This window comes from Limimaricola litoreus, from assembly GCF_024159025.1.
Classification (GTDB): Bacteria; Pseudomonadota; Alphaproteobacteria; order Rhodobacterales; family Rhodobacteraceae; genus Limimaricola; species Limimaricola litoreus.
Genome location: NZ_JAMYXC010000214.1, coordinates 1 through 25,459, shown reverse-complemented (window position 1 = coordinate 25,459; position 25,459 = coordinate 1). Strand labels below are relative to the sequence as shown.

The window sequence follows — 25,459 nt, the reverse complement described above, 5'->3', positions numbered from 1 at the left end:
CCTATGCGGTCAGAAGATCGGTCCGGGCGATGGAAGCGGCGCGCGCGCGCGCCTGAGCATCGGCCCCAAGGACCGCGTCGAGGTCCGGGCTGTCAACCCGAAGCGCGCCCTCGCGCGACATCGTGTCCAGCACCCGCTCCACCACCTGTGCCATCTGCATGAAGCCGATGCGCCGGTCGAGAAAGGCGTCGAGCGCGGCCTCCTTGGCGGCGTTGAACGCGGCCCCCGCGAGCCCGCCCTCCTCCATCACCCGCCGCGCCAGCCGCAGCGCGGGATAGCGCGCATCATCGGGGGCGCGGAAGGTCATGGAGCCCTGCGCCGCGAGATCGAGCCGCGCCACCGGCAGCGCCCGCCGCTCGGGCCAGTTGAGCGCGTAGCCGATCGCGTGGCGCATGTCGGGCGCGCCCATATGCGCCATCAGCGCGCCGTCGTTGAAGCCGACCAGCGCGTGGATAAGGCTCTCGGGGTGGATCACCACCTCGACCTGGTCGGGCGAGAGGTCGAAAAGCTCTTTCGCCTCGATGACTTCGAGCGCCTTGTTGAACATCGAGGCGCTGTCGATGGTGATGCGCTGGCCCATGGCCCAGTTGGGGTGGGTCGCGGCCTCTTCGGGGGTGGCCGCCGCCAGCCGCTCCAGCGGCCAGTCGCGGAACGCACCGCCCGAGGCGGTGAGGATCACCCGCTCGACCGCCCCGCGGTCTTCGCCCACCAGCGCCTGGAACACCGCCGAATGCTCGCTGTCGACCGGCAGCAAGGTCGCGCCATGGGCGCGCGCCTCGGCCAGCACCAGCGGCCCGGCGGCCACCATGGTCTCCTTATTGGCGAGCGCCAGCGTCGCGCCCTGCTTGATCGCAGCGAGACCCGGCACGAGCCCCGCAGCGCCGACGATGGCCGACATCACCAGATCGGCGGGCCTGGTCGCGGCCTCGGCGATGGCGGCGTCGCCGGAGGCCACGGCAATGCCGGTCCCCGCGAGCCGCTCGGCCAGCTCGGCGCGGCAGTCATCGAAGCAGGTGACGGCGATCTTGGCACCCAGCCGCTTCGCCTGATCGGCCAGAAGCGCCACGTTGCGCCCGCCGGTCAGTGCGACGGTCTCGAAGCGCTCGGGCGCGGCTTCGATCAGCTCGACGGTCTGGCAGCCGATCGATCCGGTGGCGCCGAGAATGGTGACGCGTTTCAAAAATGCACCCCGGGGATGAAGCCGAGCACCGAAGCCAGCAGCATGAAGAGCGAGGCCCCCAGCATCGCGTCGAAGCGGTCGAACAGCCCGCCGTGTCCGGGGATCAGCGTCGAGCTGTCCTTGACCTTCATACGCCGTTTGAGCGCGCTTTCGGCGATGTCGCCCATCTGGCTGGCAAAGCTCAAAAGCATGGAGATCCACACCAGATGCCAGGCGCTGGAGGTGAGCCAGACGAAGACGAGACCGACGAGCCCCGCGGCGATCCAGCCGCCGGCGGTGCCCGACCAGGTCTTCTTGGGGCTGACCTTGGGCCAGAACTTCGGCCCGCCCACCGTCCGGCCGACGAGATAGCCGAAGACATCCGTGGCCACGACCACGAGGATCAGCCACAGCAGCCATTGAAAGCCGTATTCGGCGCGGAAGGTGACGAGGCCCCAACCGGCGATCTCGATGCCCAGCGCGAAGGCGAGGAAGGTCCCCCGCTCGCGCCGCAGCATCAGCGCCCCGGCGATGGGCGGGACTAGAAACAGCAGTAAGGCCCAGTTCTCCGGGCTCGAAAGCTGGCCCGACAGCACGCTGGCGCAGAGCGCGGCCAGAAGCATGCCCGGCGTCGGCTTGCCGGGCTCGATCATCATCCACAGCTCCCAGATCATCACGGCGGTGACGAACACCGTCAGCATCTGGAACCACAAGCCGCCCATCATGACCGCCGCGGCGCCCAGCACGGCCATCGCCGCGCCGGAGGTCATCCGCACGCTCAGATCGCTCCACCGGCCCGGATCGGCCAGCGCCGCGGCCCCCGCGACCATCCCCTCGCCCTGCGCCTCGGCGCCCGTCTTGTCCTCCGGTTCCGTCATCAGGTCTTCACGGCTCCGAAACGGCGGTCGCGGGCGGCGTAGCTGGCGCAGACGCGGGCGAATTCCTCAGGCGTGAAATCGGGCCAGAGCGTGTCGACGAATTCGTATTCGGCATAGGCCGACTGCCACAGCAGGAAATTGGAGATGCGCGCCTCGCCCGAGGTGCGGATGACGAGATCCGGGTCGGGCAGCACATGGGTGTCGAGAAAGCGCGACAGCGTCTCGGCATCGACGTCCTTGTGGGTGAGCCGGCCCTGCTCGATCTCGTAGGCCAATCGCTTGGCCGCGCGGGTCACCTCGTCGCGCCCCCCGTAGTTCAGCGCCACGGTCAGGTGCACGAGGTCGTTGTGGCTGGTCAGGAGCTCAAGCTCGTCCATCATCGCCACCAGCTTCTCGTCGAGCCGGATCCGGTCACCGATGAAGCGCACGCGCACGCCCTTGGTCAGCAGCGCCCGCGCCTCGCGCACGATGTAGCGGCGAAACAGAGCCATAAGCCCCGAGACCTCGGTCTGGGTGCGCTTCCAGTTCTCGGTCGAGAAGGCGAAGATCGTCAGGTACTTGACGCCCTGACCGGGGCAGGCCTCGACGATGTCGCGCACGCGTCGGGCACCGGCCTGGTGACCGAAAAGACGTGGCCGCCCGCGCTTCTGCGCCCAGCGGCCATTGCCGTCCATGATGATGGCGACGTGCTTCGGGCCGCCATCGGGTGTCGTCTCTTGCGCGTCGGCAGCCATCGAGGCCTCCCTTGCAATTGTCGAGGCGCCGGCCTCAGACCTGCATGATCTCGGCCTGTTTCGTCTCGAGCTGCTGGTCGATCTGCTTGATGTAGCGATCGGTCAGCTCCTGCACCTCCTGCTCCCAGAACTTCTGGTCGTCCTCGGAGAGACCGTCGGACTTGGCCTTCTTGATCTGGTCCATGCCGTCACGGCGCAGGTTGCGGATCGCGACGCGGGCGTGCTCGGCATATTGCCCGGCCACCTTGGTGAGCTGGGTCCGGCGCTCCTCGTTCAGCTCGGGGATCGGCAGCATGATGATGGTGCCATTGAGCTGCGGGTTGATGCCGAGGCCGCTTTCGCGGATCGCCTTTTCGACCTTGCCGACCATGGACTTGTCCCAGACGTTGATGGTCACCATGCGCGGCTCGGGGACGTTGACGGTGCCGACCTGGTTGATCGGGGTCGGGCTGCCGTAAGCCTCCACCATCACCGGCTCGAGCATCGAGGCCGAGGCGCGGCCCGTCCTGAGCGAGGCGAATTCGGTGCGCAGGGAGGCGATCGCCCCGTCCATGCGGCGCTGAAGGTCGTCGGTGTCGAGTTCGAAATCGTCTGCCATCGGTCTCTTCTTGTCTTTGGGAGCGTGCCGTTGGCGCCGGTGATAGCCGAGGCAGCCCCGTCATTCCAGAACACTTTGCCCCATGCTAGCGCCGCCATGTGTCAGCCACGCGGCAATAGCACGGTGAGTTTCGGTCAGCCGTGCACCCGCGTCGAGGTGCCTTCGCCCGCGAGGATGCCGCGGAAGCCGCCCGGCTCGTCGAGCGAGAAGACGATGATCGGCAGGTCGTTGTCGCGCGCCAGCGCGATGGCGCTCGCATCCATCACGCCCAGATGCTTTTGCAGCACCTCGTCATAGGTGACGGTCGAGTAGCGCTTGGCATCGTCGAACTTCTTGGGGTCCTTGTCATAGACCCCGTCGACCTTGGTGCCCTTGAAGATCGCCTCGCAGCTCATCTCGTTGGCGCGCAGCGTCGCGGCGGTGTCGGTGGTGAAATAGGGGTTGCCGGTGCCGGCGGCGAAGATGCAGACGCGCTTCTTCTCCAGATGGCGCACGGCCCGGCGGCGGATGTAGGGCTCGCAGACCTGGTCCATCGGGATGGCCGAGATCACGCGGGTATAGACGCCGAGTTCCTCGAGCGCCGATTGCATCGCCAGCGCGTTCATCACCGTGGCGAGCATGCCCATGTAGTCGGCGGTGGTCCGCTCCATCCCCTGTGCCGAGCCCGACAGCCCGCGAAAGATGTTGCCGCCGCCGATCACCATGCAGATCTCGACACCGAGATCATGCACCGACTTGACCTCGCGCGCGATGCGTTCGACGGTCGGCGGATGCAGACCGAACGCCGTGTTCCCCATCAAGGCCTCCCCGGAGATCTTCAGCATAACCCTGCGGAAAGCGGGCTTGTGGGTATCGGTCATGGGGGCTCCGTGCGTGGCTCGGGGGGTCTTGGGTCGTCGCGCAAGATGGACGAAACCGCGCCGGTGTTCAATGCCGCGCGGACCGTCCCGGCGGGCATCGGCCGGGGATGATCGCGCTGTCCGAGATCGCGCGCGGGCTCGATCCCGCGCGCCCGGTGCTGATCGCCGGGCCGACCGCCTCGGGCAAGTCGGCGCTGGCGCTCGCGGTGGCCGAGACGGGCGGCGGCGTGGTGGTCAATGCCGATGCGCTGCAGGTCTATGCCGACTGGCGGGTGCTGACCGCCCGACCCTCGCCCGAGGAGGAGAGCCGCGCGCCGCATGCGCTCTACGGCCATGTCGCGCGGGATGCGGCGTGGTCGGTCGGCCACTGGCTGCGGGCGGTGGCGCCGCTTCTGAACGGCGCGCGGCCGATCATCACCGGCGGTACCGGGCTCTACTTCTCGGCGCTGACCGAGGGGCTGGCCGAGATCCCCGCGACCCCGTCCGCCATCCGCGCCGAGGCCGACGCCATCGCCCTGCCCGATCTGGTGGAGGGGCTCGACGCCGCCAGCCGCGCGCGCCTCGACCTGAACAACCGCGCCCGGGTGCAGCGCGCCTGGGAGGTGCTGCGCGCCACCGGGCGCGGCATCGCCGATTGGCAGGCCGACACCCCCGCTCCGCTTCTGCCGCTGGCCCGCGCGCAGCCCATCGTGCTGCGTCCCGACCCGGCCTGGCTCAACGCGCGCATCGCCCGGCGTTTCGACGCGATGATCGAGGACGGCGCGCTGGAGGAGGCGCGCGCAATGCTGCCGCATTGGCAACCGAATGCCCCATGGGCCCGCGCGATCGGCGCGCCCGAACTGGTGGCGCATCTGCGCGGAGAGACGGATCTCGAGACCGCGCGCGAGGCCGCGATCATCGCCTCTCGGCAATATGCCAAGCGCCAGCGCAGCTGGTTTCGCAGCCGCATGGGCGGCTGGCGCGAGGTCGACCCCGCAAAGCTGACCGGCTGAACCGCGTGGCTTGCGCAACACACCGACCGGACGCGGCGGCAATGCCGGCCGGTCGGCGGAACCGGGAGGATGCGGGGCCGCTTGTGACCCCATGACACAGCAAAATCTCCAATGGGCAGTCCCGGTCATGCGCGCGGGCTATGCGGGGCGCGGCCTCATCTACCTCGTGGTGGCGATCCTGTCGCTCTTCGCGATCTGGCGCGGTTCGACGCCGGGCGGCACAGGCGAGGCGATGGCCTCGCTCGAACGCGCCTGGTGGGGCATCGCGCTCTTGGCGCTGATCGCGCTGGGCCTCGCCGCCTACGGCATCTGGCGGCTCGTCGCGGCGTTCTGGGATCTCGAGGCGCATGGCAGCGAGGCCAAGGGCATCCTGGCGCGGCTCGGGCAGGTCGTGACAGGCCTCATCCACCTCGGTCTTGCGGTCACGGCGGCGGCGATCCTGATGCCGTCCTCCTCGGGCTCGGGCGGCGGTTCCAGCCTCGACAAATGGACGGCCAAGATCATGCAGATGCCCTTCGGCCAATGGATCGTCGGCATCGCCGGTGCGATCGGGCTGGGCGCGGGGCTCTATTACATCTGGAAGGGTGTGTCGCACAAATACATGGACAATCTGCGCGCCAAGCCGCTGACGCTCAAGCTGCGTCCGGCGCTCACCCTTGGCCTTGTCGCCAACGGCGCGGTGATCGCCATCGTCGGTTTCCTGTTGATCTATGCCGCCTGGACGCTCGACCCCAGTGAAGCAGGCGGCCTGGCCGAGGCCTTCGACTGGCTGCGCGAAAAGCCCTATGGCACGGTGCTGGTCACCGCGCTGGCGATCGGCCTTCTGGCGTTTTCGCTCTTCTGCTTCGTCAACGCGGCCTACCGGCTGATCCCCAAGCTGAAGACCGACGATGTCGAGACCATGGCACGGCGTCTGGCCAACTGAGCAGGTCCACCCGGGCCAGCGCACAAGCGCTGGCTCAGTTCCCCAGGATCACCTTCACGTAGTGCCGGGTTTCGGCATAGGGCGGTATACCACCATACTTGGTCACCGCCCCCGGCCCGGCATTGTAGGCCGCAAGCGCCAGCCGCCAGTCCTTGAAACGGTCGAACTGCATCCGCAGGTAACTCGCGCCCCCGTCGAGGTTCTGGACCGGATCATGCGGATCGACCCGCAGTTGCCGTGCCGTGCCCGGCATCAGCTGCGCGAGGCCGAGCGCCCCCACCTTGCTGACGGCGCGGGCGTTCCAGCCGCTCTCCTGCTGCACGAGGCGCAGGAACAGCTCCTCGGGGATGCGGTGCCTGCGCGCGGCCTGCCGCGCGAGATCGAGATAGGGCCCGGCATAGCGCCCGCGAAAGGCGGGCACAGGCGCGGCGGCCGCGCGCAAGGCCTCCGGCACCTCGGCGCGCGGCGGCTGCAACCGGTCGGAGCTTGCGTATTGCGAGGCCGCGCGGCCATCGAGCACGCGCAGCTGCGAGCCGAACAGGGCCGGCGCCGAACTGCTCGAAACCCGGTCGGCCAGCGCCGGTGTGCCGCAGGCAAGGCAAAGCGCCGCCGCGACGGCGGCTCGGAATCCTGGTGTCATTGCGTCCCTCCGTTCCGCCGCTTCCTGTGCCGCGGGGTGCGTTCGCTGAGGCGAGGCTAGCCGGGATCGTGGCGGAAAGGAAAGCCGCAAGCGCCAATTCCGCTGTCATCGGACGGCCGCGCGGCATAGGGTCGGCACCTGAACACTCGCAAGATTCGACAAGGCAGGAGGCGTTATGGCCGGTTCCGTTAACAAGGTGATCATCATCGGCAATCTGGGTCGTGACCCCGAGGTCCGCACCTTCCAGAACGGCGGCAAGGTGGTGAACCTGCGCGTCGCCACCTCCGAGACCTGGAAGGACAAGAGCACCGGCGAGCGCCGCGAGCGCACCGAGTGGCACTCGGTCGCGATTTTCAACGAGCCGCTGGGCCGGATCGCCGAGCAATACCTCAAGAAGGGCTCGACCGTCTATCTCGAGGGTCAGCTCGAGACCCGCAAGTGGCAGGACCAGTCGGGCAACGACCGCTACTCGACCGAAGTCGTGCTGCGGCCCTTCACCGGCAACCTGACGCTGCTCGGCGGGCGTGGTGACGGCGGCGGCGGTGGCGGCTACGGCGGTGACGACCGGGGCGGCTATGGCGGCGGCTCGGGCGGCTACGACGACCGCGGCGGCTATGGCGGCGGCAACCAGGGCGGCGGTGGCGGCGGCAGCCGCGACATCGACGACGAGATCCCGTTCTGAGCCCATCCGGCATGGATCGGGCCAAGGCGCCGCTCCCGAAGGGGGGCGGCGTCTTGCGTTTCAGCCCAGCGCCACGGCCAGCTCTCCGGGCCGGCTGAGCGTGCCGCCACCCACTGCGGCGCGCACCCCCGTCGTGCCCGGCGCGGAAGTGGGCAGGCCGCGCGCGATGCGCACTGCCAGATGCGCGAAGGCCTGCGCCTCCATCATGTCGCCGTCGAGCCCCACCTCCTCGACCGGCAGGACCGGGCAATCGACGCCCGCCGCGATCATCGCCATCAGCACCGGGTTGTGCCGCCCGCCCCCGGTCACCAAGAGCCGCTCGGGCGGCCCGGGGCACTGCTCCATCCCCCGCATCACCGCCGCCGCGGCGCAGGCGGTCAGCGTCGCCGCCGCAGCGGCATCCGACAGCGCCTCGACCTCGCGCGCCAGCGTGGCAAAGGCGTCGCGGTCGAGCGATTTGGGCGCCATGCGGTAGAAATGCGGGTGCTCGAGAAAGCGCGCCACCACCGCGTCATCGACCTCGCCCGCAGCGGCCAGCGCGCCGCCCTCGTCGAGCGCCCGGCCCAGCCGCCGCTGCACCAGGTCGTTGATCGGCGCGTTGGCGGGGCCGGTGTCGAAGGCCAGCAGCGCGCCCTCGGCCTGCGGATGGGCGAACCCCGGATCGACGAAGGTCAGGTTGCCGACGCCGCCGAGGTTGAGAAAGGCCTGCGGCACCCGGGCCCCGATGTGACGCGCCAGGGCGAAATGGTAGAACGGCGCCAGCGGCGCGCCCTCGCCGCCAAAGCGGACGTCGGAGCTTCGGAAATCCCACACCACGGGCCGGCCCAGCGCCTCGGCGAGAATCGCGCCCGACCCGGCCTGATGCGTGCCGCGCCCGCGCGGCTCATGGGCCAGTGTCTGGCCGTGAAAGCCGATCAACTCGATCTCCTCGAAGCCCGAGAGGATCTCGGCATGGGCGGTCTCGACCACCTCCGCCGCCGCCTCGACCGCCTCGCCCTCCCACAGGCCCAGGGCGGCGCGCAGCACCTCGCGCTCGGCCTCCGAATAGGGCCGATAGGCGCTTTCGCAAAAGCCGAACACCGTCTCCCCGTCGGTCTCGATCACCGCCGCGTCGACCCCGTCGAGCGAGGTGCCCGACATCGCGCCCAAGGCCCTGATCCTGTCGCCCGTCCCGATCCGCCGCATCGCGCTTTCCCTCGCCCCTCTGGATGCCTATAGAGTGGCGCGACCAAGAGAGGGGCACAAGACATGACCTACCACCCCAAGAGCGACTTCATGTCCGTGATGATCGAGCGCGGCTATCTCGCCGACTGCACCGATTACCAGGGCCTGGACGAGGCGCTGTCGAAGGGGGTCGTGCCCGCCTATATCGGCTACGACGCCACCGCGGCGTCGCTGCACGTGGGCCACCTGCTCAACGTGATGATGCTGCGCTGGCTGCAAAAAACCGGGCACAAGCCGATCACCCTGATGGGCGGCGGCACCACCAAGGTGGGCGATCCCTCGTTCCGCTCGGACGAGCGGCCTTTGCTCGGCCCTGACCAGATCGCCGCGAACATCTCCGGCATGCAGAAGGTCTTCGCGCGCTACCTCGACTACGGCGAGAGCGCGACCGGTGCGATGATGCTCGACAACGCCGAGTGGCTCGACAACCTCAACTACCTCGAATTCCTGCGCGACATCGGGCGGCATTTCTCGGTCAACCGGATGCTGTCCTTCGAGAGCGTGAAATCGCGGATCGACCGCGAGCAGTCGCTCTCGTTCCTCGAGTTCAACTACATGATCCTGCAGGCCTACGACTTCCTCGAGCTGAACCGCCGCTATGGCTGCGTGCTGCAGATGGGCGGCTCGGACCAGTGGGGCAACATCGTCAACGGCATCGATCTCACGCGCCGGGTGCTCGACCACGAGATCTTTGGGCTGACCTCGCCGCTGCTGACCACCTCGGACGGGCGCAAGATGGGCAAGAGCGCCGGTGGTGCGGTCTGGCTCAACGAGGAGATGCTTTCGCCTTACGAGTTCTGGCAGTTCTGGCGCAACACCACCGATGCCGACGTGGGCCGCTTTCTCAAGCTCTACACCGAGCTTCCCGTCGACGAATGCGAGCGCTTGGGCGCGCTGTCGGGTTCGGAGATCAACGAGGGCAAGATCGTGCTGGCCGACGAGGTCACCGCGCTGCTGCACGGGCGCGAGGCCGCCGAGGCCGCCAAGGCCACGGCGCGCGAGGTCTTCGAGAAGGGCGGCGTGGGCGACGACCTGCCCAGCGTGACGCTCTCCGAGGAGGAGATCGGCGGCGGCATCTCGGTGGTGCAGCTGATCGTGCGCGCGGGCCTTGCCGGTTCGGGCAAGGAAGCCAAGCGGCTGATCGCCGACAATGGCGCGAAGCTCAACGACGTGCCGCTGACCGACGCGGGGCTGGTGATCGACCGCGCCGCGCTGGCCGCGCCGATCAAGCTTTCGGCCGGCAAGAAGCGCCACGCGCTGGTGCGTCTGGGCTGAGACCGGCAGGGGGCGGCGCCCGCCGCCCCCTGCCCGCCCGGTCGCCGCGTCACATAGCAGCCGCCGGAACCCGCATATGCCCCCGCCGTTGCCTCTCCAGCCACAAGGAGAGATGCGATGAAGGATGCCGTCGGACAGCCCGTCGACAAGGAACGACCCTACCTGCTCCTGCTGCTTGCCGGGATCGGCCTCTTCGGTTGCCTGTCGATGATCGGCGGCACCATCGCCGCGCAGATCGTCGTGCCCGGCCATGACTGGATCGCCGACACCATCAGCGACCTGGGCGCCGGCGAATGGGAAATCATCATGGATGTCGCGCTCTACGGTTTTGCCGCGGGGCTCTTCGCCATGGCCCTGGCGGCGTCGCACGCGCATCTGGGTGGCATCGGCTGGTCGGCGGGTGTCATGTCGCTCGCCATTCTCGGCGCGCTGGTCGTCATGGTCGGCGCGCGCAACGAATACGGCGATAACGACAGCGACGGCGTCGTCATCCACATCTACCTCGTCTACGGGCTCGGCCTGCTGTTCCTCGTGGCGCCCTTGGGCATGGCGGCGGGCTTCGGGCGGCACCATCCGGGCGCGCGCTGGGCGCTGATCGGGCTGGCCGTGGCATGGGCGGTGGCGGCACCCTTGTTCCTCATGGCCCCCACCACCATCGACGGCCTGGCCGAGCGGGTCCTCGGGCTGATCGCCGTCGGCATGGTCGCGGTGATGACATGGGTATTCTGGCAACGCGGACGCGACGCGCGGCGCATCTAACCGCCGAGCATCCACTCCCCCTCGGGCCAGAAGGCATGGAAGGCGAAGGCGAAGAGCACGTCATGCGGCACGTCGGCCCCGGCGGCGTCGCGCACCCGGACATTGCCCACGTCGCGCCCCTCGGCCACGCGGCGCGCATCGAGTGCGCTCGCCTGCCCCGCCTCCCAGGAGATCGTCACCCCCGCCTCGGTGACGCGCTCCTCCGCACGCAGCCTGGAAAAGGGCCAGGCCCGGTCGCCCACGCGCACCACCCGCATGAGCGGCGCGATGCCGTGGGGCGGCATCTCGCCCGAGTAGAGGAAGGGCTTGGTCGAGCGGTCGTAGCTGACGTAAGGATTGCGCCCATAGTCGCGGCTCCAGTCGGGCTCGTCCATGACGAGGCCATCGGGATAGGCCGCGCGGAAGCGCGACCAGCTGTCCATCCAGGCGGGCAGAAGCTCAAGCTCGGCGCCGGTCATCTCGCCGACGATGCCGGTGCCGATCGCCTGCTGCCACCAGCTTTCGGTCTGCCGGTCATACATCACCATGTCCGAGGCGCGCAGCATACCCGAGACGCCGAAGGAGAGCGTGGCACCCCCGACCCGCCTGTCGAACACCATGCCCGAATTGCACAAGGGACAGTAGGTCACCGCCACGGGCACGCCGCCTGCCTCGTCGTTGACGATCTCGTGCCACAGCAGGTAGCGGATCGGATAGGCCCGCGCCGGGCCGTCCGGTACGGGCCAGACCATCACCGGCTCCTGCGCCCCGAGCCGCGTCTCGGAAGCGGCCGGGACCATGCGCGGCATGTCGATCGCGGGGATGCCGTCCTTGGGCGGGCCGCCCGACATGATCTCGGACCAGTCGGTGATACTGGTCCGGTCGAAATCGGTCTCGGGCCACTGCCCCTGCCAGCGCGCGGGCTGGGCCTGTGCCGCCCCCGCGATCGCTCCCCCGATCGCCATGGCGGCGAAGATGGCGGCGATGTTCGTGATGATGCGCATGTCGCGTCCTCCCTCCGCCCAGCCTGACCGCTCGGCCCGGCCCTGTCATCCGGCCTCACTGCAAGGTGACGCGCGGCGAGCGGGCGTGTGCCGGACGGGTGGCGCCGCAGCACCGAACCGGCTAGACGAAGCGCAGCACAAGACACGGACCCGCCCATGCCCAAGACCATCCTGTCGCGCTGCGAGCAGAACGGCCTGCGCCTGACCGAGCAGCGCCGCGTGATCGCGCAGGTACTGGAGGCGGCCGACGACCACCCCGACGTGGAGGAGCTGCACGCCCGCGCCGCCGCCGAGGATGCGCGGATCTCGCTTGCCACCGTCTACCGGACGGTGAAGCTGTTCGAGGAGGCGGGCATCCTCGAGAAACACGAGTTCGGCGACGGGCGGGCGCGCTACGAGACCACCGACCGCGAGCATCACGACCACCTGATCGACATGCATTCGGGCCAGGTGATCGAGTTCGTCGACGAAGAGATCGAGGCGCTGCAGGAGCGGATCGCCGAGCGTCTGGGCTACAGGCTGATCGGGCATAGGCTGGAGCTTTACGGCGTGCCCACGAAGAAGGACGGCTGAGATGGAAAACCTGCGCGGCAGCGTTCTCATGGTCGCGGCGATGCTTGGCTTTGCGCTCGAGGACATGTTCATCAAGCTGCTGGCGGGGGCCCTGCCCGTCGGGCAGATCCTGATGCTGCTCGGGCTTGGCGGCGGGCTCGCCTTCGCGCTGATGGCCCGCGCGCGGGGCGAGACGCTGTGGTCGCCCGATTTCCTGCATCCGGCCGTGATGGGGCGCAATCTGGGCGAGGTGATCGGCACCGGCGGCTTCATCACCGCCGTCGCCCTCTCGCCGCTCGCCACCGCCACCGCGATCGCGCAGTCGATTCCGCTTCTGGTGACGCTGGGTGCTGCGCTGTTTTTTGCCGAGCCGGTGGGCTGGCGCCGTTGGAGCGCGATCTGCGCGGGCCTCGTCGGCGTGCTGATCGTGATCCGGCCGGGCGCGGAGGGCTTCACGCCGATGTCGCTCTTTGCCCTTATCGGCGCGATCGGGCTGGCGGGCCGCGATCTCGCCTCGCGCCGGGTGCCGCGCGCGATCTCCTCGACCAAGCTGTCGGTCTATGCCTTCCTGATCCTCGTCCCCGTGGGCTACGCCATGGTCCTCGTGGCGGGCGACAGCCTGGTTCGGCCCGCCCTGCCCCAGCTGACGATGCTGGCGGGCGGCGTGGTGATCGGCGTGGCGGCCTATTACATGCTCACCGCCGCGACGCGGATGGGCGAGGTCTCGGTGATCGCGCCCTACCGCTACACCCGTCTCATCTTCGCGCTGGTGATCGCCGTCTCGGTCTTCGGCGAGCGGCCCGACGCCCTCACCTATCTCGGTGCCGCGATCATCGTCGGCTCGGGCATCTACACGCTTCTTCGCGAAGCGCGGCTCCGTCGTGCTTCACGCCGGGTCACGCCCGCGTTATAGACCCTCCAAACCTTCCCATCAGGAGAATTCCATGAGCACGATCATCGACATTCACGCCCGCGAGATTCTCGACAGCCGGGGCAACCCGACGGTCGAGGTGGACGTGATCCTCGAAGACGGCACGATGGGCCGTGCCGCCGTGCCCTCTGGCGCCTCGACCGGTGCCTACGAGGCGGTCGAAAAGCGCGACGGCGACACGTCGCGCTACATGGGCAAGGGCGTGCTCGAAGCCGTCGCCGCCGTGAACGGCGAGATCGCCGAAGCGATCCTCGGCATGGATGCGACCGAGCAGGTCGAGATCGACCAGACCATGATCGAACTCGACGGCACCGACAACAAGGGCCGCCTTGGCGCAAACGCCATCCTCGGCGTCTCCATGGCCGTCGCCAAGGCCGCCGCCGAATACACCACCCAGCCGCTGTTCCGCTATGTCGGCGGCATGTCGGCCCGCGTCCTGCCGGTGCCGATGATGAACATCATCAATGGCGGCGAGCATGCCGACAACCCGATCGACATCCAGGAATTCATGATCATGCCGGTGTCCGCCACCAGCATCCGTGAAGCCGTGCGCATGGGCTCGGAGGTGTTCCACACCCTCAAGAAGGAGCTGTCGGCGGCGGGCATGTCCACGGGCTTGGGCGACGAGGGCGGCTTTGCGCCCGAACTCGGCGGCACGCGCGAGGCGCTCGACTTCATCCTGAAATCCATCGAGAAGGCCGGTTACAAGCCGGGCGAGGACATCTACCTCGCGCTCGATTGCGCCGCGACCGAGTACTACAAGAGCGGCAAGTACGAAATGAAGGGCGAGGGCAAGTCGCTCACCTCCGCCGAGAACGTCGCCTACCTGCAGGCGCTGGTGAACGACTACCCGATCATCTCGATCGAGGACGGCATGTCCGAGGATGACTGGGACGGCTGGAAGATGCTGACCGACGCCATCGGCGACAAGGTGCAACTGGTGGGCGACGACCTTTTCGTCACCAACCCCGCCCGCCTCAAGGATGGCATCGAGAAGGGCTCGGCCAACTCGCTTCTGGTAAAGGTCAACCAGATCGGCACGCTGACCGAGACGATGCAGGCCGTGGAAATGGCGCAGCGCGCGCGCTTCACCTGCGTGATGTCGCACCGTTCGGGCGAGACCGAGGACGCAACCATCGCCGACCTCGCCGTCGCCACCAACTGCGGCCAGATCAAGACCGGCAGCCTCGCCCGCTCCGACCGGCTCGCCAAGTACAACCAGCTGATCCGCATCGAGGAAATGCTGGGCGAGACCGCGATCTATGCGGGCCGCTCGATCCTGCGCGGCTGAGATCACGCCTCGAACACGCGAAAGGCCGCGGCGAATGCCGCGGCCTTTCTGCGAGGTCCGAAAGCGTGGATCAGTCCCAGTAGCCGGTATCGGCCTCGGGCATCTGCTCCAGCATCTCCTGGCTCATGCGGGTGACGACCTCGTAATTGTCGATGCCGTAATCACCGACGATGCGAATATCCTTGAAGTCGACGATCACCTCTTCATCGCCGATGTCGAGCCAGCCGCCGGTCTCGACCACGAGGCCGATCAGGCTGCCATCACGTGAGATCACGATATCCTCGATCTCGCCAATCTCTTCCCATTCGGTGTCGAACTCGCCATAGCCGTTCGGATCGAGCCAGCTGGCCTCGTCGTATTCGGCGCCGATGGTATAGAGATCCTGGCCGATCAGGTTTTCGGCACGCAAGGCGGTGCGGTAGCTGTCGGCGGTCAGAACGCCACTGGTCGTCTCGAAGCTCTGCATATGCGCTTCGGCGCTGGCGGCACCGGCGGAGATGGCAAGGCCGAGGGTGAGGGCGGTGGAGGTCATCAAACGGGTCATGTAGGTCTCCTTGTCGTTCCGTGTTGCGGACTCAACCCAGCCGGCCCGGCACTGTTCCAAGCCCTCGGGTCTTCCGGTCTCACGTCTGTATGAAGATCGTGCCCTGCATCCTCACCCCTCACGGAAGCCCAATCGCATGACCACGAGATATGATGCCCGCGGCCTGATCTGCCCGCTGCCCGTGCTCAAGGCGCGCAAGCTGCTCGAAGCCATGGCGCCGGGCGAGATGCTCGAGATCGAGACCGACGATCCGGTGGCGCGGATCGATCTCCCGCATTTCTGCCTGCAGGCCGGTCACGCCCATCTCGGGATCGTCGAGGATGGCGAGACGCAGCTGCATCGCATCCGCCGCGGCTAACGGAAGGAAACGGGGTTTTTCGTTCCGTCTCCCCGCCTGTTCCCAGATGAGAAAGGCCGGGCAGGTGTCCCTGCCCGGCCTTGTGCCATTTCGCAATCGAGGTGGCCTCAGCGGCCGACCGACCACCAGCCGCGCCGGCGCGGCTTCTTGTCGGCCTCAGCGGCCTCTTCGCCATCGGCGGTCACCGTCTCGTGCGGGGTCTGCTCCGGCGCGGGCGACTGGCGCGTCTCGGCGACGGTCTCGGCCACCTGCTCGGCGACCTGCGGCATCACCTCGGGCGTCTCGGCCGCCGGGCTCTCCTCCGGCTTGTCACCGGCCTGCGCCTCGGCGGCACCCGCCGCGGCGGTTTCGGCCTCGGCCGGAACCGGCGCGGTAGCCGCGACCTCCTCGGGCTTGGGCTCGGCCTTCTTGCGACGGGTGCGCTTGGGCTTGGGCGCGGGCTCTGCTTCGGCCTCGCCTTCAGGCGCGGGCGTCTCGGCCTTCTTGCGGCGGGTGCGCTTGGGCTTGGGCGCTTCCTCGGTCACCGGCTCCGCGGTCACCGGCTCCGCGGCCTGCGCCGCGTCTGCCGAAGCCTCCTTCGCCGGTTCCGCAGCGGGCGTTTCGGCCGTCTCGGCGGGCGTCTCGACCTTCTTGCGGGTCCGGGTGCGGGTGCGCTTGGGCTTGGCCTCCGTCTCGGGCGCGGCCTCCTGCGTCGCTTCCTGCGGTGCCGCTTCGGCTTGGGCCTCTACCGGCTCGGCCACGGGGGTCGCTTCGGGATCGGCCTGCGGCGCGGTGACGAGGTCGGACTCGTCGCTCTCGCCTTCGTCATCACGGTTGTCTTCGCCCTGCGTCTCGTTGCCTTCGCCATTGGCACCCCGACGCCGACGCCGCCGACGCCGCTTCTTGCGCGGACGCTCGTCATCCTCGCCGCCCTCGGGCCTCTCGGCCTTGGCATCGTCATTGGCAGCGGAGGTCTCCGTCGCCTCCTCCGCGCTGTCGTCTTCGTCCTCTTCGATCTCGGCGTCGGCTGCGAAATCATATTCCGCGTCAAGCGCCTCCATCAGCTCGGCCGAGGAGACGACCGGCGCGGCCTCGGGCACGGCGCGGGTCGCGGTCTTGAACTTCTCGACCACGAAATCGGGCGAGACCAGCGAAGCATCGCCCTCGACCCGCACCGCCATGCCATAGCGCTGCTCGATCGCGGCGACATGCTCGCGCTTGTGGTTCATCAGGAAGTTCATGATCGCGTAGGGCACGCGGACCAGGACCTCCTTGGTACGGCCGCGCACGCCCTCTTCCTCGAGCTGGCGCAGGATCGCCAGGGCGACGTTGTCGTCCGAGCGCAGCAGGCCGGTGCCGTGGCAATGCGGGCAAGGCTGGGTCGTCGCCTCGATCATGCCGGGACGCAGGCGCTGGCGGCTCATCTCCATCAGGCCGAAGCCCGAGATGCGGCCGACCTGGATCCGGGCGCGGTCGGTCTTGAGCTTGTCCTTGAAGCGCTTTTCCACGGCGGTGTTGTTGCGCCGCTCATCCATGTCGATGAAGTCGATCACGATCAGACCGGCGAGGTCGCGCAGACGCAGCTGGCGCGCCACCTCGTCCGCCGCTTCGAGGTTGGTCTTGAGCGCGGTCTGCTCGATCGAGCCTTCCTTGGTGGCGCGGCCCGAGTTCACGTCGATGGCAACCAGCGCCTCCGTCACGCCGATCACGATGTAGCCGCCCGAGGGCAGCTGCACGGTCGGGTTGAACATCCCCGCGAGGTAGCTCTCGACCTGATAGCGCGCAAAGAGCGGCAGGCTGTCGGTGTAGGGCTTCACGTTCTTGGCATGCGACGGCATGATCATCTTCATGAAGTCGCGCGCGGTGCGGAAGCCGTCGACACCCTCGACGATCACCTCGTCGATCTCCTTGGAATAGAGATCGCGGATCGACCGCTTGATGAGGTCGCCCTCCTCGTAGATCTTGGCGGGCGCGATGGATTTCAGCGTCAGCTCGCGGATCTGCTCCCACATGCGCTGCAGGTATTCGTAGTCGCGCTTGATCTCGGACTTGGTGCGCTGCGATCCAGCGGTGCGGATGATCAGCCCCGCGCCCTCGGGCACGTCCATCTCGCCCGCGATTTCCTTGAGCTTCTTGCGGTCGGCGGCATTGGTGATCTTGCGGGAGATGCCGCCACCGCGCGCGGTGTTGGGCATCAGCACGCAGTAGCGCCCGGCGAGCGACAGGTAGGTGGTCAGCGCCGCGCCCTTGTTGCCGCGCTCTTCCTTGACGACCTGGACCAGCATGATCTGCCGGACCTTGATCACTTCCTGGATCTTGTAGCGCTTGGGCCGCGGCTTGCGGGCTGGGCGCACGTCCTCGCTGTCGTCCTCGTCGGCGACGCTCTCGATGCTCTCGTCCTTGGCGCTGGCGTCCTCGCCTTCGCTTTCATCCTCGTCGTCGTCGCTTTCGCCATCATCGGTGGCGACGACGTCGGTGTTGGCCTCCGCGGCGCTGCTGCGGCGCGAGCGCGTGCGGCGGCGGCGCGGGCGCTCGCCCTCCTCGCCCTCGGCCTCCTCATCGGTGTCGTCGCTCTTGGCGGAGGCAGCTTCGGCCTCGGCCTTCAGGCTCTCGGCATAGGCCTTTTCCTCGGCCAGCAGCGCCTCGCGGTCGGCGACGGGTATCTGGTAGTAATCGGGGTGGATCTCGGAGAAGGCGAGAAAGCCGTGCCGGTTGCCGCCGTAATCGACGAAGGCCGCCTGCAGCGACGGCTCTACCCGCGTGACCTTGGCGAGGTAGATGTTTCCGGCGAGCTGACGGCGGCTCTGACTTTCGAAGTCGAATTCCTCGACCTTGTTTCCGTCACAGACCACGACGCGGGTCTCTTCCGCATGCGTGGCGTCGATGAGCATTTTCTTTGCCATAATATCCATTCGCATGGCACACCGGGCGGCGCCCCCGAGGGGGCGTGGCCTGTGCGCTCATGTCCGATTGTGGCGATGACGCGGGCATCGGCCTGCCTGCGGCCCCTCGGGGCCGTCACTGGCTCGCCTGCATGCTGCGCGCGTTGCATCGCGGTTCTTCCTCGGCCCCCGGGGGGCCAGTTCATGCCCGGCGGCCATCCGAGGAGCGGGCCGGTCGGGGTCAGGTCAACGGCCCCTCTCGGGGCCGGTCTCGTCCGCCGCCGGTGCCGGGCAAACCCGTCGCAAAGGTGGCGGAAAATCCGTCCGGGCAATCGCGCCAAGCGCATGCCCGTTCCGACCTTCATAGCGGCACTTGTCCACATGACACAATGACGAATGTGACGGGCCGCCCCGAGGGGCGGCCCGTCATGCGTCCAATGCCATGAAAATCAGAGGTAATCGGAGCGCTGCAGCCCGTATTTGGCCATCTTCTCGTTGAGCGTCCGGCGCGGCAGGCACAGCTCGTCCATCACCGCCACGATCGAACCCTTGTGGCGGCGCATGGTGTTGTCGATCAGCATCCGTTCGAAGGCCTCGACGAACTCCTTGAGCGGCTTGCCCTCGGTGGTCATCGCCTGATCGCTCTGCTCGTCACCATCTGTCATCAGCAGCGAGGCGATCGAGCCCGAGCCGCGCCGGTTCTGCAGCACCGCGCGCTCGGCCACGTTGATGAGCTGGCGCACATTGCCCGGCCACGGCGCCTGCAGAAGCTGCGCCGCCTCCTGCGCGCTGACCTCGGGCGCGTCGCAGCCGTATTCATCGGCGAACTGCTCGGAAAGCCGGGTGAAGAGCGACAGGATGTCCTCGCCGCGCTGGCGCAGCGGCGGCACGACGATGCGCAGGGCCGCGAGCCGGTAATAGAGATCGGGGCGCAGCACGCCCTCGCAGGTCTTGCCCTCGTCCTGCAGGTTGCAGATCGCGGTGATGCGGGTCTCGGACGGCATGCCCTGATCGTTGATCGCCGTCAGAAGCCGCGCCTGCAGCGCGCTCGACAGCGCCTCTATGTCCTCGAGCACCAGCGTGCCGCCGCGCGCCTCCTCCAGCGCCGGGATCGGCTCGTCCTCGCCCGCGGGGCCAAAGAGCCGTGCCGCGAGGCGCTCCTCGTCATAGGCTGAGCAGGAGACCAGCACGAATTTCTTCGAGGCGCGCGCGCCCACCGCGTGCAGCGCATGGGCCACCAGCGTCTTGCCGGTGCCGGTCTCGCCCTCGATCAGCACATGGCCGTCGGCTTGGCCGAGATCGAGGATGTCCTCCTTGAGGCGCTCCATCACCGGCGAGGAGCCGATCAGCTTGTTCATCAGCGCCGAGCCGTCCGACAGCTCGCGTCTCAAGGCGCGGTTGTCGAGCACGAGGCGGCGCGCGTTGCTGGCCTTCTTGGCCAGATCGGTCATCCGGTCCGGGTTGAACGGCTTTTCGAGAAAATCGAACGCCCCGATCCGCATCGCCTCGACCGCCATCGGCACGTCGCCATGGCCGGTGATCATGATGACGGGCAGCGAGCTGTCGACGCTCTTGAGCTTTCGCAGAAGCTGCATCCCGTCCATGCCGGGCATGCGGATGTCGCTCACCACGATGCCCGGATAATCGGCCGTCAGCCCCTTGAGCGCCTCTTCGGCGCTGGCGAAGCTCTCGGTGTCGAACCCCGACAATGCCAGCCATTGGCTGATCGACTGGCGCATGTCCTTTTCGTCATCGACGATGGCGACCTTCATGGTCTTGCTCATGTGAGCCCCCTATTCCGCCGCAGCCATACCTTCTTCCAAGATAGGCAGTTGCACTTCGAAAACAGCCCCGCCGCCGGAAGCATTCCGCGCGGTCAGCCGTCCGCCGAGATCGTTGACGATCCCCGAAGAGATCGCGAGCCCGAGGCCGACGCCATCGCCGGGCTGCTTGGTGGTATAGAACGGCTCGAACAGCGCATCGAGATCCTCGATGCCGGGGCCGTTGTCATGCACGGTGAGCACCACGGCCTCGTCGATCGTGAGGGTGATGTCGATGCGCGGATCGCGCACGCCCTTGGTGGCGTCGAGCGCGTTGCGCAAAAGGTTGATGATCACCTGCTCGAAGCGCAGCCTGTCGCCGAGGATCATCGCAGGGTCCGACGGCAGCGTTCGATTGATCGCGACCGAGCGGGTCTTGAGCTGCGGCTCCATCATGGCGAGCGCCGAGGAGAGCGCCGCGCGCGCATCCACCGGCTCGAAGGCTTGGTTGCCCTTGCGCGCATAGGATTTGAGCTGGCGGGTGATCGCGCCCATCCGGTCGATTAGATCGTCGATCCGCTGGAAGGACGACAGCGCCTCCTCGGCGCGGCGGCGCTGCAGCAGGAGCCGCGCGCCCGCCAGATAGGTCTTCATCGCCGCCAGCGGCTGGTTCAGCTCGTGGCTGACGGAGGCCGACATCTCGCCCAGCACCGCGAGCTTCGAGCTTTGCGCAATGGTCTGCTCGGCGCTCTCGAGGTTGCGCTCGACCTGCTGGCGCTGCGCGATCTCGCGCTGCAGCCGCATGTTGAGCCGCCGGAGCTGGTCGCTTTCGCGCCGCACCAGCAAGAGCCGCGAGGCGGACTTGCGCGAGCTGATCCAGAAGGTCAGCGCCAGCAACATGGCAAAGCCCATGATTTCGAGCGCCAGCACGCCGTTCACCCGCTCGCGCACCGAGGAATAGGCGGTGAAGGTGACCATCTTCCAGCCCTGGAACGGCACCCGCATCTCGCGCCGCAGCACCGCCTCGCCGCGCAGATAGGCGTCGATCGGCAGGGCGGTCCAGTCGGTGGCGAGAAAGGCCCGCTCGATCGCCGAGGGCGCGCTTTGCCGCTCCAGCGCCTCGCTCTCGGGCAGGCCGCGCCAGCGCGGCTCGGTCGAGAGGATGATCTCGCCCTCGCTGTTGGTGACCAGCACCGCGTCCGAGGTGCCGGCCCAGCTGCGCTCCAGCTTGGCCAGGTCGACCTCGACCGAGATCACCCCCAACCCGCCGCCATTGGCGTCGATCTTGCGCGAATAGAGAAAGGAATAGCCGCCCGTCGGTTGCTGGAAGATGGTGAAGACGGTGGAATTGGCGCGCATCGCATCGACGAAATAGGGCGCGCCGCGATGCGTCTCGCCCAGCCGGTTGCGATCGGTCGCCGCCACGATGCGCCCGTCGCGGTCGTACAGCACCAGGCTCGCCGCGCCGATCTCGTCGACGAAGGACAACAGGCGCTGGGTCGAGCGGGAAAAATCGGAGGAAGACAGCGCGCCGATCAATTCGGGGTCGCGCGCCAGAAGCTGCGGCACGATGGAGTTGCGCTGCAGCTCGGAGATCAGGTTGCCGACATAGAGCGTCAGCCGGACCTCGGCGCGGTTGCGCGTGGCCTCGGTGAAGCGCTCGGTCAGAAGCACGTTGGTGACCCAGATCACCGCGATCGCGGCAAGGCAGAACAGGGCCAGCGCAATGCGCGGGCCCCAGCTGCGCCGCGGGCGGGGCGGTCTGGAGGCATGGGTCGACATGCTCAGGGTTTACGCCCACCTGCCCGGCGCGGCAAGCCGGAGGCCGATCACGCCGCGATCACGCGCGCCGCGGCGCCGCTTCAGGCCGCGACCAGCGCGCCCACCAGCCCCTCGAACAGCCCGCGCCCGTCGGTGCCGCCATGGCCCGCATCCACCGCCCGCTCGGGGTGGGGCATCATGCCGAGCACGCGGCGGTTCTCGGAGAGCACGCCGGCGATGCCGCCGGTCGAGCCGTTGGGGTTGTCGCCATAGGTAAAGGCGATCCGGTCCTCGGCGCGCAGCTGCTCCAGCTGGGCCGCATCGACGAAGTAGTTGCCGTCGTGATGGGCCACCGGGATCTGCAGCTCGGCCCCCTTGGCGTAGCCGCGGGTGAAATCGCTGTCGGCGGTGGCGACGGTGAGCGGCACGGTCTTGCACACGAAGCGGATGCCGGCGTTGCGCATCAGCGCGCCGGGCAGCAACCCGGTCTCGGTCAGCACCTGAAAGCCGTTGCACACGCCGAGCGCGTAGCCACCCTTGTGAACATGGTCGATCACCGCGCGGCAAACCGGCGATTGCGCGGCGATCGCGCCGCAGCGCAGATAGTCGCCGAAGGAAAAGCCGCCCGGCACGGCGACGAGATCGACCCCGCGCGGCAGGCCCGCATCCTTGTGCCAGACCATTTCGACATCCGCGCCCGCGGCGCGCAGGGCGACGGCCATGTCGCGGTCGCAGTTGGAACCGGGAAAGACGATGACGGCTGCCTTCATGGCGGGCCTCCTTCAGGATCAGCGGCGAGGCCGCGAAAGGGGTAACCGGATCGGGGGCACGGGCCGCCCCGCCGGGGGAAACAGGTCGGCGGTGGCGCCCTCCCCTGCAACCACCGCCGCATCGCTCCCGGTGCTCAAGACCCTCGTGAAAGGACCGAGCGGCGCCCGAAAGCGAAACCTGCGCCGAAGACGCGAACGCCGCCCCGAGAGGCGGCGCACGACCTCAGCTCAGGTCGATCTTGTAGCTTTCGATCACCGTGTTGGCGAGAAGTTTCTCGCACATCTCGGTCACTTGGGCCTCGGCGGCGGCCGCGTCGTCGCCCGCGAGGTCCAGTTCGATCACCTTGCCCTGGCGGACACCCTCGACACCGTCGAAGCCCAGCGCGCCCAGCGCGTGGCGGATCGCCTCGCCCTGCGGGTCGAGGACTCCGGTCTTCAGCATCACCTGCACGCGAGCCTTCATGCGCGCCGCTCCTTCTACTTCGGTCTGTCTTGTCGCTTCGGCCCGGGCCGAGGCCGATCAGTTGATCAGCGTCGGGCGCGGCCGGTGGGTCACGTTGGAGGGCAGGACGCCAAGGCGGCGCGCCACCTCGGTATAGGCATCCGTGAGGCTGCCCAGATCCTTGCGGAACACGTCCTTGTCGAGCTTCTGCCCGGTCTCGATGTCCCACAGCCGGCAGCTGTCGGGCGAGATCTCGTCGGCCACGACGAGGCGCTGGAAATCGTTGTCCCAGACCCGGCCGATCTCGATCTTGAAATCGATCAGCTTGATGCCGACGCCGTGCATCACGCCCGACATGAAATCGTTGACCCTCAGCGCGAGCGCCACGATGTCGTCGAGATCCTGCTGCGAGGCCCAGCCGAAGGCGATGATGTATTCCTCGGGCACCAGCGGATCGCCGAGCTTGTCGTCCTTGTAGGAGAACTCGATGATCGGACGCGGCAGCGGCGCGCCCTCTTCCATGCCGAGCCGCTTGGCCATGGAGCCTGCGGCGAAATTGCGGACGATGACCTCGAGCGGAATGATTTCCACCTGACGAATCAACTGCTCGCGCATGTTGAGCCGCTTGATGAAATGCGTGGGCACGCCGATCGACTGCAGCCCGGTCATGAAGAACTCGGACAGGCGGTTGTTGAGCACGCCCTTGCCCTCGATCACCGCGCGTTTCTCGGCGTTGTTGGCGGTCGCGTCATCCTTGAAATATTGCACGAGCGTGCCCGGCTCGGGGCCTTCGTACAGGATCTTCGCCTTGCCCTCGTAAATCTTCTTGCGACGTGCCATGCGGTCTCCAAGGGGGTTCTTGCGCCCAAACCCCCGGATGTCGGGGCGACGCAACGTCTCCGTGACCGGAAAGCTGCGCGGCGCGGCCTCGGGGGCCTCATAGTCCAAGCCCCCCTTGCGGGCAAGGTGTCGCAAGACGTATCCTTCGGTCCTAGACCGAGAGCGTGGAAAGGCAAGTCACATGACCACCTTCGATGAGAGAGAGCGCGCTTTCGAGGCGAAGTTCGCGCATGATGCGGAAATGAAGTTCCGCGCCGAGGCCCGGCGCAACCGGATGCTCGGCTTCTGGGCCGCGGGGCTTCTGGGCAAGGAGGGCGACGAGGCCGCCACCTATACCCGCGAGGTCATCAAGGCCGAATTCCAGGAGGCGGGCGAGGACGACGTGTTCCGCAAGCTGCGCCGCGACATCGGCCACCTACTCAGCGATGAGGAAATCCGCGAGAAGATGGCCGAGTTCACCGTCCTGGCCAAGGCCGAGCTGGTCGAGGAAAACTGATCAAACCGCCGGTCCTGCACCGCCCCCGGCCTTGCGCGCCGCCGCGGGGCGCACCCCCTTCGCATAGCTCGTCATAAACCCGTTTTTCATTCCCCTGCCCGAAACTGCCCGTCGCATCGCCGCGGCAGAACCCCGGCCCTCTGACCTGGAGCCGTCGCCATGCCCGCATCCTCGCCCGAGCCCGCCCCGCGCGGCGCCCGGACACTGCCTCTCAACCTTGGCCAGACCGCGCTGCGGCTGCTGCCGCTGCTCGCGCTGGGTCTCGGGGCGCTGCTGCTGGCCCGGCGCTGCGAGGGCATCGATTTCGGCGCGGTCTGGCCCACGCTTCTGGCACTGCCGCCGTTGCAGTGGATCGGCGCGCTGGCATGCACCGGGCTGAGCCTCTGGGCGCTGGGGCAATACGACGTGGTGCTGCACCGCGCCATGGGCACGGGCATCGCGCCGGCCCGGGCACGGGCCGCGGGGATGCGCGCCATGGCCATCGCCCAGACCGTGGGCTTCGGCAGCATCACCGGCGCGCTGGTGCGCTGGCGCTGCCTGCCCGAATGCGACCTGTGGAGCGCGACACGGCTGTCGCTGTGGGTCTCGGTCTCCTTCATGGGGGCGCTGGCCATGCTGGCGGGCCTGTCGCTGCTGCTGCTCGACGGGCACAGCGCGCTGGCGGCGCTGCTGGCGATCGCGCTCATTGCCGGGGTGTCGCGCATCACCCGCCTGCCCGGCCTGCCGCAGATGCGCGCGGGCACCCTGCCCCGTCTGGTGCTCTGGACCACCATCGACACCATCGCCGCGGGCGCGGTGCTGTGGTTGCTGCTGCCCGCCGGGGTCGAGGTTCCGGTCACCACGGTGGTCTTTGCCTATCTCGCCGCGCTGGGCGCGGGGTTGGCGAGCCAGAGCCCCGGCGGCGTCGGCGCCTTCGAGCTGTGCCTGCTGGCACTCTTGCCGCAGGTGCCCGAGACCGATCTGCTCGCCGCGATCATCGGCTACCGCGTCGTCTACCACGCCGGACCGGCGCTCATCGCGCTGCTGGCGCTGATCCGCCCCATGGCCCCCGAGGCCCGGCCCGGTCTCGTCGTCGCCGAGGGGGCCGCGCGGCACCGGGCGCTGGCGCAGGCGCCGCAGGCCGAATGGGGCCTTGTGTGGCAGG

Annotated in this window: 26 protein-coding genes; 11 read left to right on the top strand and 15 right to left on the bottom strand. The window is 68.2% G+C overall.

The window, feature by feature from the left end:
* Position 1: 1 nt before the first annotated feature.
* The 5 genes from dxr to pyrH form a co-directional block, all read right to left on the bottom strand.
* Positions 2 to 1,180, bottom strand: a complete 1,179-nt coding sequence (gene dxr, locus NHG85_RS14090; protein ID WP_253333430.1) for a 1-deoxy-D-xylulose-5-phosphate reductoisomerase — start codon at positions 1,178 to 1,180, stop codon at positions 2 to 4.
* Positions 1,177 to 1,989, bottom strand: coding sequence for a phosphatidate cytidylyltransferase (locus tag NHG85_RS14085; RefSeq protein ID WP_253333447.1), 813 nt, complete (start codon positions 1,987 to 1,989; stop codon positions 1,177 to 1,179). Before NHG85_RS14085 ends, dxr begins: the two co-directional genes overlap by 4 nt.
* Before the next feature lie 47 nt (positions 1,990 to 2,036).
* Entirely contained in the window at positions 2,037 to 2,771 is a 735-nt protein-coding gene (gene uppS, locus NHG85_RS14080) for a polyprenyl diphosphate synthase (RefSeq protein WP_253333429.1), read from the bottom strand.
* Between the two features lie 34 nt (positions 2,772 to 2,805).
* A complete protein-coding gene (gene frr / locus NHG85_RS14075; protein ID WP_253333427.1) occupies positions 2,806 to 3,369 on the bottom strand; it encodes a ribosome recycling factor in 564 nt (187 codons plus the stop codon).
* Positions 3,370 to 3,503: 134 nt separating this feature from the next.
* The gene (pyrH, locus tag NHG85_RS14070) at positions 3,504 to 4,229 is read right to left on the bottom strand and encodes a UMP kinase (RefSeq protein ID WP_253333425.1); all 726 of its coding nucleotides are present in this window, start codon (positions 4,227 to 4,229) and stop codon (positions 3,504 to 3,506) included.
* Between the two features lie 107 nt (positions 4,230 to 4,336).
* On the opposite strand from pyrH, the gene miaA reads away from it, so the two are divergent.
* Together miaA and NHG85_RS14060 are read left to right on the top strand one after the other, a co-directional pair.
* The gene (miaA, locus tag NHG85_RS14065; protein WP_253333423.1) at positions 4,337 to 5,221 is read left to right on the top strand and encodes a tRNA (adenosine(37)-N6)-dimethylallyltransferase MiaA; all 885 of its coding nucleotides are present in this window, start codon (positions 4,337 to 4,339) and stop codon (positions 5,219 to 5,221) included.
* A 127-nt stretch (positions 5,222 to 5,348) separates the two neighbouring features.
* Entirely contained in the window at positions 5,349 to 6,146 is a 798-nt protein-coding gene (locus NHG85_RS14060; protein ID WP_253333422.1) for a DUF1206 domain-containing protein, read from the top strand.
* A gap of 34 nt (positions 6,147 to 6,180) precedes the next feature.
* On the opposite strand, the gene NHG85_RS14055 is transcribed toward NHG85_RS14060, so the two are convergent.
* Positions 6,181 to 6,786, bottom strand: a complete 606-nt coding sequence (locus NHG85_RS14055) for a lytic transglycosylase domain-containing protein (RefSeq protein WP_253333420.1) — start codon at positions 6,784 to 6,786, stop codon at positions 6,181 to 6,183.
* 175 nt (positions 6,787 to 6,961) lie between these two features.
* On the opposite strand from NHG85_RS14055, the gene ssb reads away from it, so the two are divergent.
* Entirely contained in the window at positions 6,962 to 7,468 is a 507-nt protein-coding gene (ssb, locus tag NHG85_RS14050; RefSeq protein WP_253333418.1) for a single-stranded DNA-binding protein, read from the top strand.
* A 60-nt stretch (positions 7,469 to 7,528) separates the two neighbouring features.
* On the opposite strand, the gene NHG85_RS14045 is transcribed toward ssb, so the two are convergent.
* Positions 7,529 to 8,653 (bottom strand): anhydro-N-acetylmuramic acid kinase, encoded by a 1,125-nt coding sequence (locus NHG85_RS14045; protein WP_253333416.1) that lies wholly within the window; start codon positions 8,651 to 8,653, stop codon positions 7,529 to 7,531.
* 63 nt (positions 8,654 to 8,716) lie between these two features.
* Here NHG85_RS14045 and tyrS point away from each other — a divergent pair, with 63 nt between their 5' ends.
* Both tyrS and NHG85_RS14035 read left to right on the top strand, forming a co-directional pair.
* A complete protein-coding gene (gene tyrS, locus NHG85_RS14040) occupies positions 8,717 to 9,967 on the top strand; it encodes a tyrosine--tRNA ligase (protein ID WP_253333414.1) in 1,251 nt (416 codons plus the stop codon).
* A 117-nt stretch (positions 9,968 to 10,084) separates the two neighbouring features.
* Positions 10,085 to 10,726: a DUF998 domain-containing protein gene (locus NHG85_RS14035; protein ID WP_253333412.1), complete on the top strand. Its 642-nt coding sequence runs from the start codon at positions 10,085 to 10,087 to the stop codon at positions 10,724 to 10,726.
* Here the strand turns inward: NHG85_RS14035 and NHG85_RS14030 are convergent.
* Positions 10,723 to 11,709, bottom strand: a complete 987-nt coding sequence (locus tag NHG85_RS14030) for a DUF3179 domain-containing protein (RefSeq protein WP_253333410.1) — start codon at positions 11,707 to 11,709, stop codon at positions 10,723 to 10,725. The two genes, NHG85_RS14035 and NHG85_RS14030, sit on opposite strands and share 4 nt — an antisense overlap.
* Positions 11,710 to 11,865: 156 nt before the next feature.
* Between NHG85_RS14030 and NHG85_RS14025 the strand changes: the two genes are divergently transcribed.
* The 3 genes from NHG85_RS14025 to eno are packed head-to-tail and all read left to right on the top strand — an operon-like array spanning position 11,866 to position 14,483.
* Positions 11,866 to 12,282, top strand: a complete 417-nt coding sequence (locus NHG85_RS14025) for a Fur family transcriptional regulator (RefSeq protein ID WP_253333408.1) — start codon at positions 11,866 to 11,868, stop codon at positions 12,280 to 12,282.
* Position 12,283: 1 nt separating this feature from the next.
* On the top strand, positions 12,284 to 13,174 hold the full coding sequence (locus NHG85_RS14020) for a DMT family transporter (RefSeq protein ID WP_253333406.1): 891 nt from the start codon (positions 12,284 to 12,286) through the stop codon (positions 13,172 to 13,174).
* Positions 13,175 to 13,205: 31 nt separating this feature from the next.
* Complete coding sequence (eno, locus tag NHG85_RS14015; RefSeq protein WP_253333404.1) at positions 13,206 to 14,483, top strand: phosphopyruvate hydratase; 1,278 nt, start codon at positions 13,206 to 13,208, stop codon at positions 14,481 to 14,483.
* Between the two features lie 70 nt (positions 14,484 to 14,553).
* On the opposite strand, the gene NHG85_RS14010 is transcribed toward eno, so the two are convergent.
* Complete coding sequence (locus NHG85_RS14010) at positions 14,554 to 15,027, bottom strand: PRC-barrel domain-containing protein (protein WP_253333402.1); 474 nt, start codon at positions 15,025 to 15,027, stop codon at positions 14,554 to 14,556.
* 136 nt (positions 15,028 to 15,163) lie between these two features.
* Between NHG85_RS14010 and NHG85_RS14005 the strand changes: the two genes are divergently transcribed.
* A complete protein-coding gene (locus NHG85_RS14005) occupies positions 15,164 to 15,385 on the top strand; it encodes a sulfurtransferase TusA family protein (RefSeq protein WP_253333400.1) in 222 nt (73 codons plus the stop codon).
* 107 nt (positions 15,386 to 15,492) lie between these two features.
* Here NHG85_RS14005 and NHG85_RS14000 read toward each other — a convergent pair whose 3' ends face one another.
* From NHG85_RS14000 to purC, 6 genes are all read right to left on the bottom strand, one after another.
* Positions 15,493 to 18,267: a ribonuclease E/G gene (locus NHG85_RS14000; RefSeq protein WP_253333398.1), complete on the bottom strand. Its 2,775-nt coding sequence runs from the start codon at positions 18,265 to 18,267 to the stop codon at positions 15,493 to 15,495.
* Positions 18,268 to 18,695: 428 nt separating this feature from the next.
* Entirely contained in the window at positions 18,696 to 20,030 is a 1,335-nt protein-coding gene (locus NHG85_RS13995; protein ID WP_099273374.1) for a sigma-54-dependent transcriptional regulator, read from the bottom strand.
* A gap of 9 nt (positions 20,031 to 20,039) precedes the next feature.
* Complete coding sequence (locus NHG85_RS13990) at positions 20,040 to 21,788, bottom strand: sensor histidine kinase (RefSeq protein ID WP_253333396.1); 1,749 nt, start codon at positions 21,786 to 21,788, stop codon at positions 20,040 to 20,042.
* 80 nt (positions 21,789 to 21,868) lie between these two features.
* Positions 21,869 to 22,537 carry a phosphoribosylformylglycinamidine synthase subunit PurQ gene (gene purQ / locus NHG85_RS13985; protein ID WP_253333394.1) on the bottom strand — a complete coding sequence of 223 codons (669 nt, stop codon included), beginning with the start codon at positions 22,535 to 22,537 and terminating at the stop codon, positions 21,869 to 21,871.
* Between the two features lie 223 nt (positions 22,538 to 22,760).
* Positions 22,761 to 23,000, bottom strand: a complete 240-nt coding sequence (gene purS / locus NHG85_RS13980) for a phosphoribosylformylglycinamidine synthase subunit PurS (protein WP_253333392.1) — start codon at positions 22,998 to 23,000, stop codon at positions 22,761 to 22,763.
* 57 nt (positions 23,001 to 23,057) lie between these two features.
* The gene (purC, locus tag NHG85_RS13975; RefSeq protein WP_253333390.1) at positions 23,058 to 23,819 is read right to left on the bottom strand and encodes a phosphoribosylaminoimidazolesuccinocarboxamide synthase; all 762 of its coding nucleotides are present in this window, start codon (positions 23,817 to 23,819) and stop codon (positions 23,058 to 23,060) included.
* Between the two features lie 181 nt (positions 23,820 to 24,000).
* Between purC and NHG85_RS13970 the strand changes: the two genes are divergently transcribed.
* Positions 24,001 to 24,315, top strand: a complete 315-nt coding sequence (locus tag NHG85_RS13970; protein WP_253333388.1) for a DUF1476 domain-containing protein — start codon at positions 24,001 to 24,003, stop codon at positions 24,313 to 24,315.
* Positions 24,316 to 24,474: 159 nt separating this feature from the next.
* The coding region (locus NHG85_RS13965) for a lysylphosphatidylglycerol synthase transmembrane domain-containing protein (protein ID WP_305884601.1) at positions 24,475 to 25,459 on the top strand (985 nt) is incomplete at its 3' end.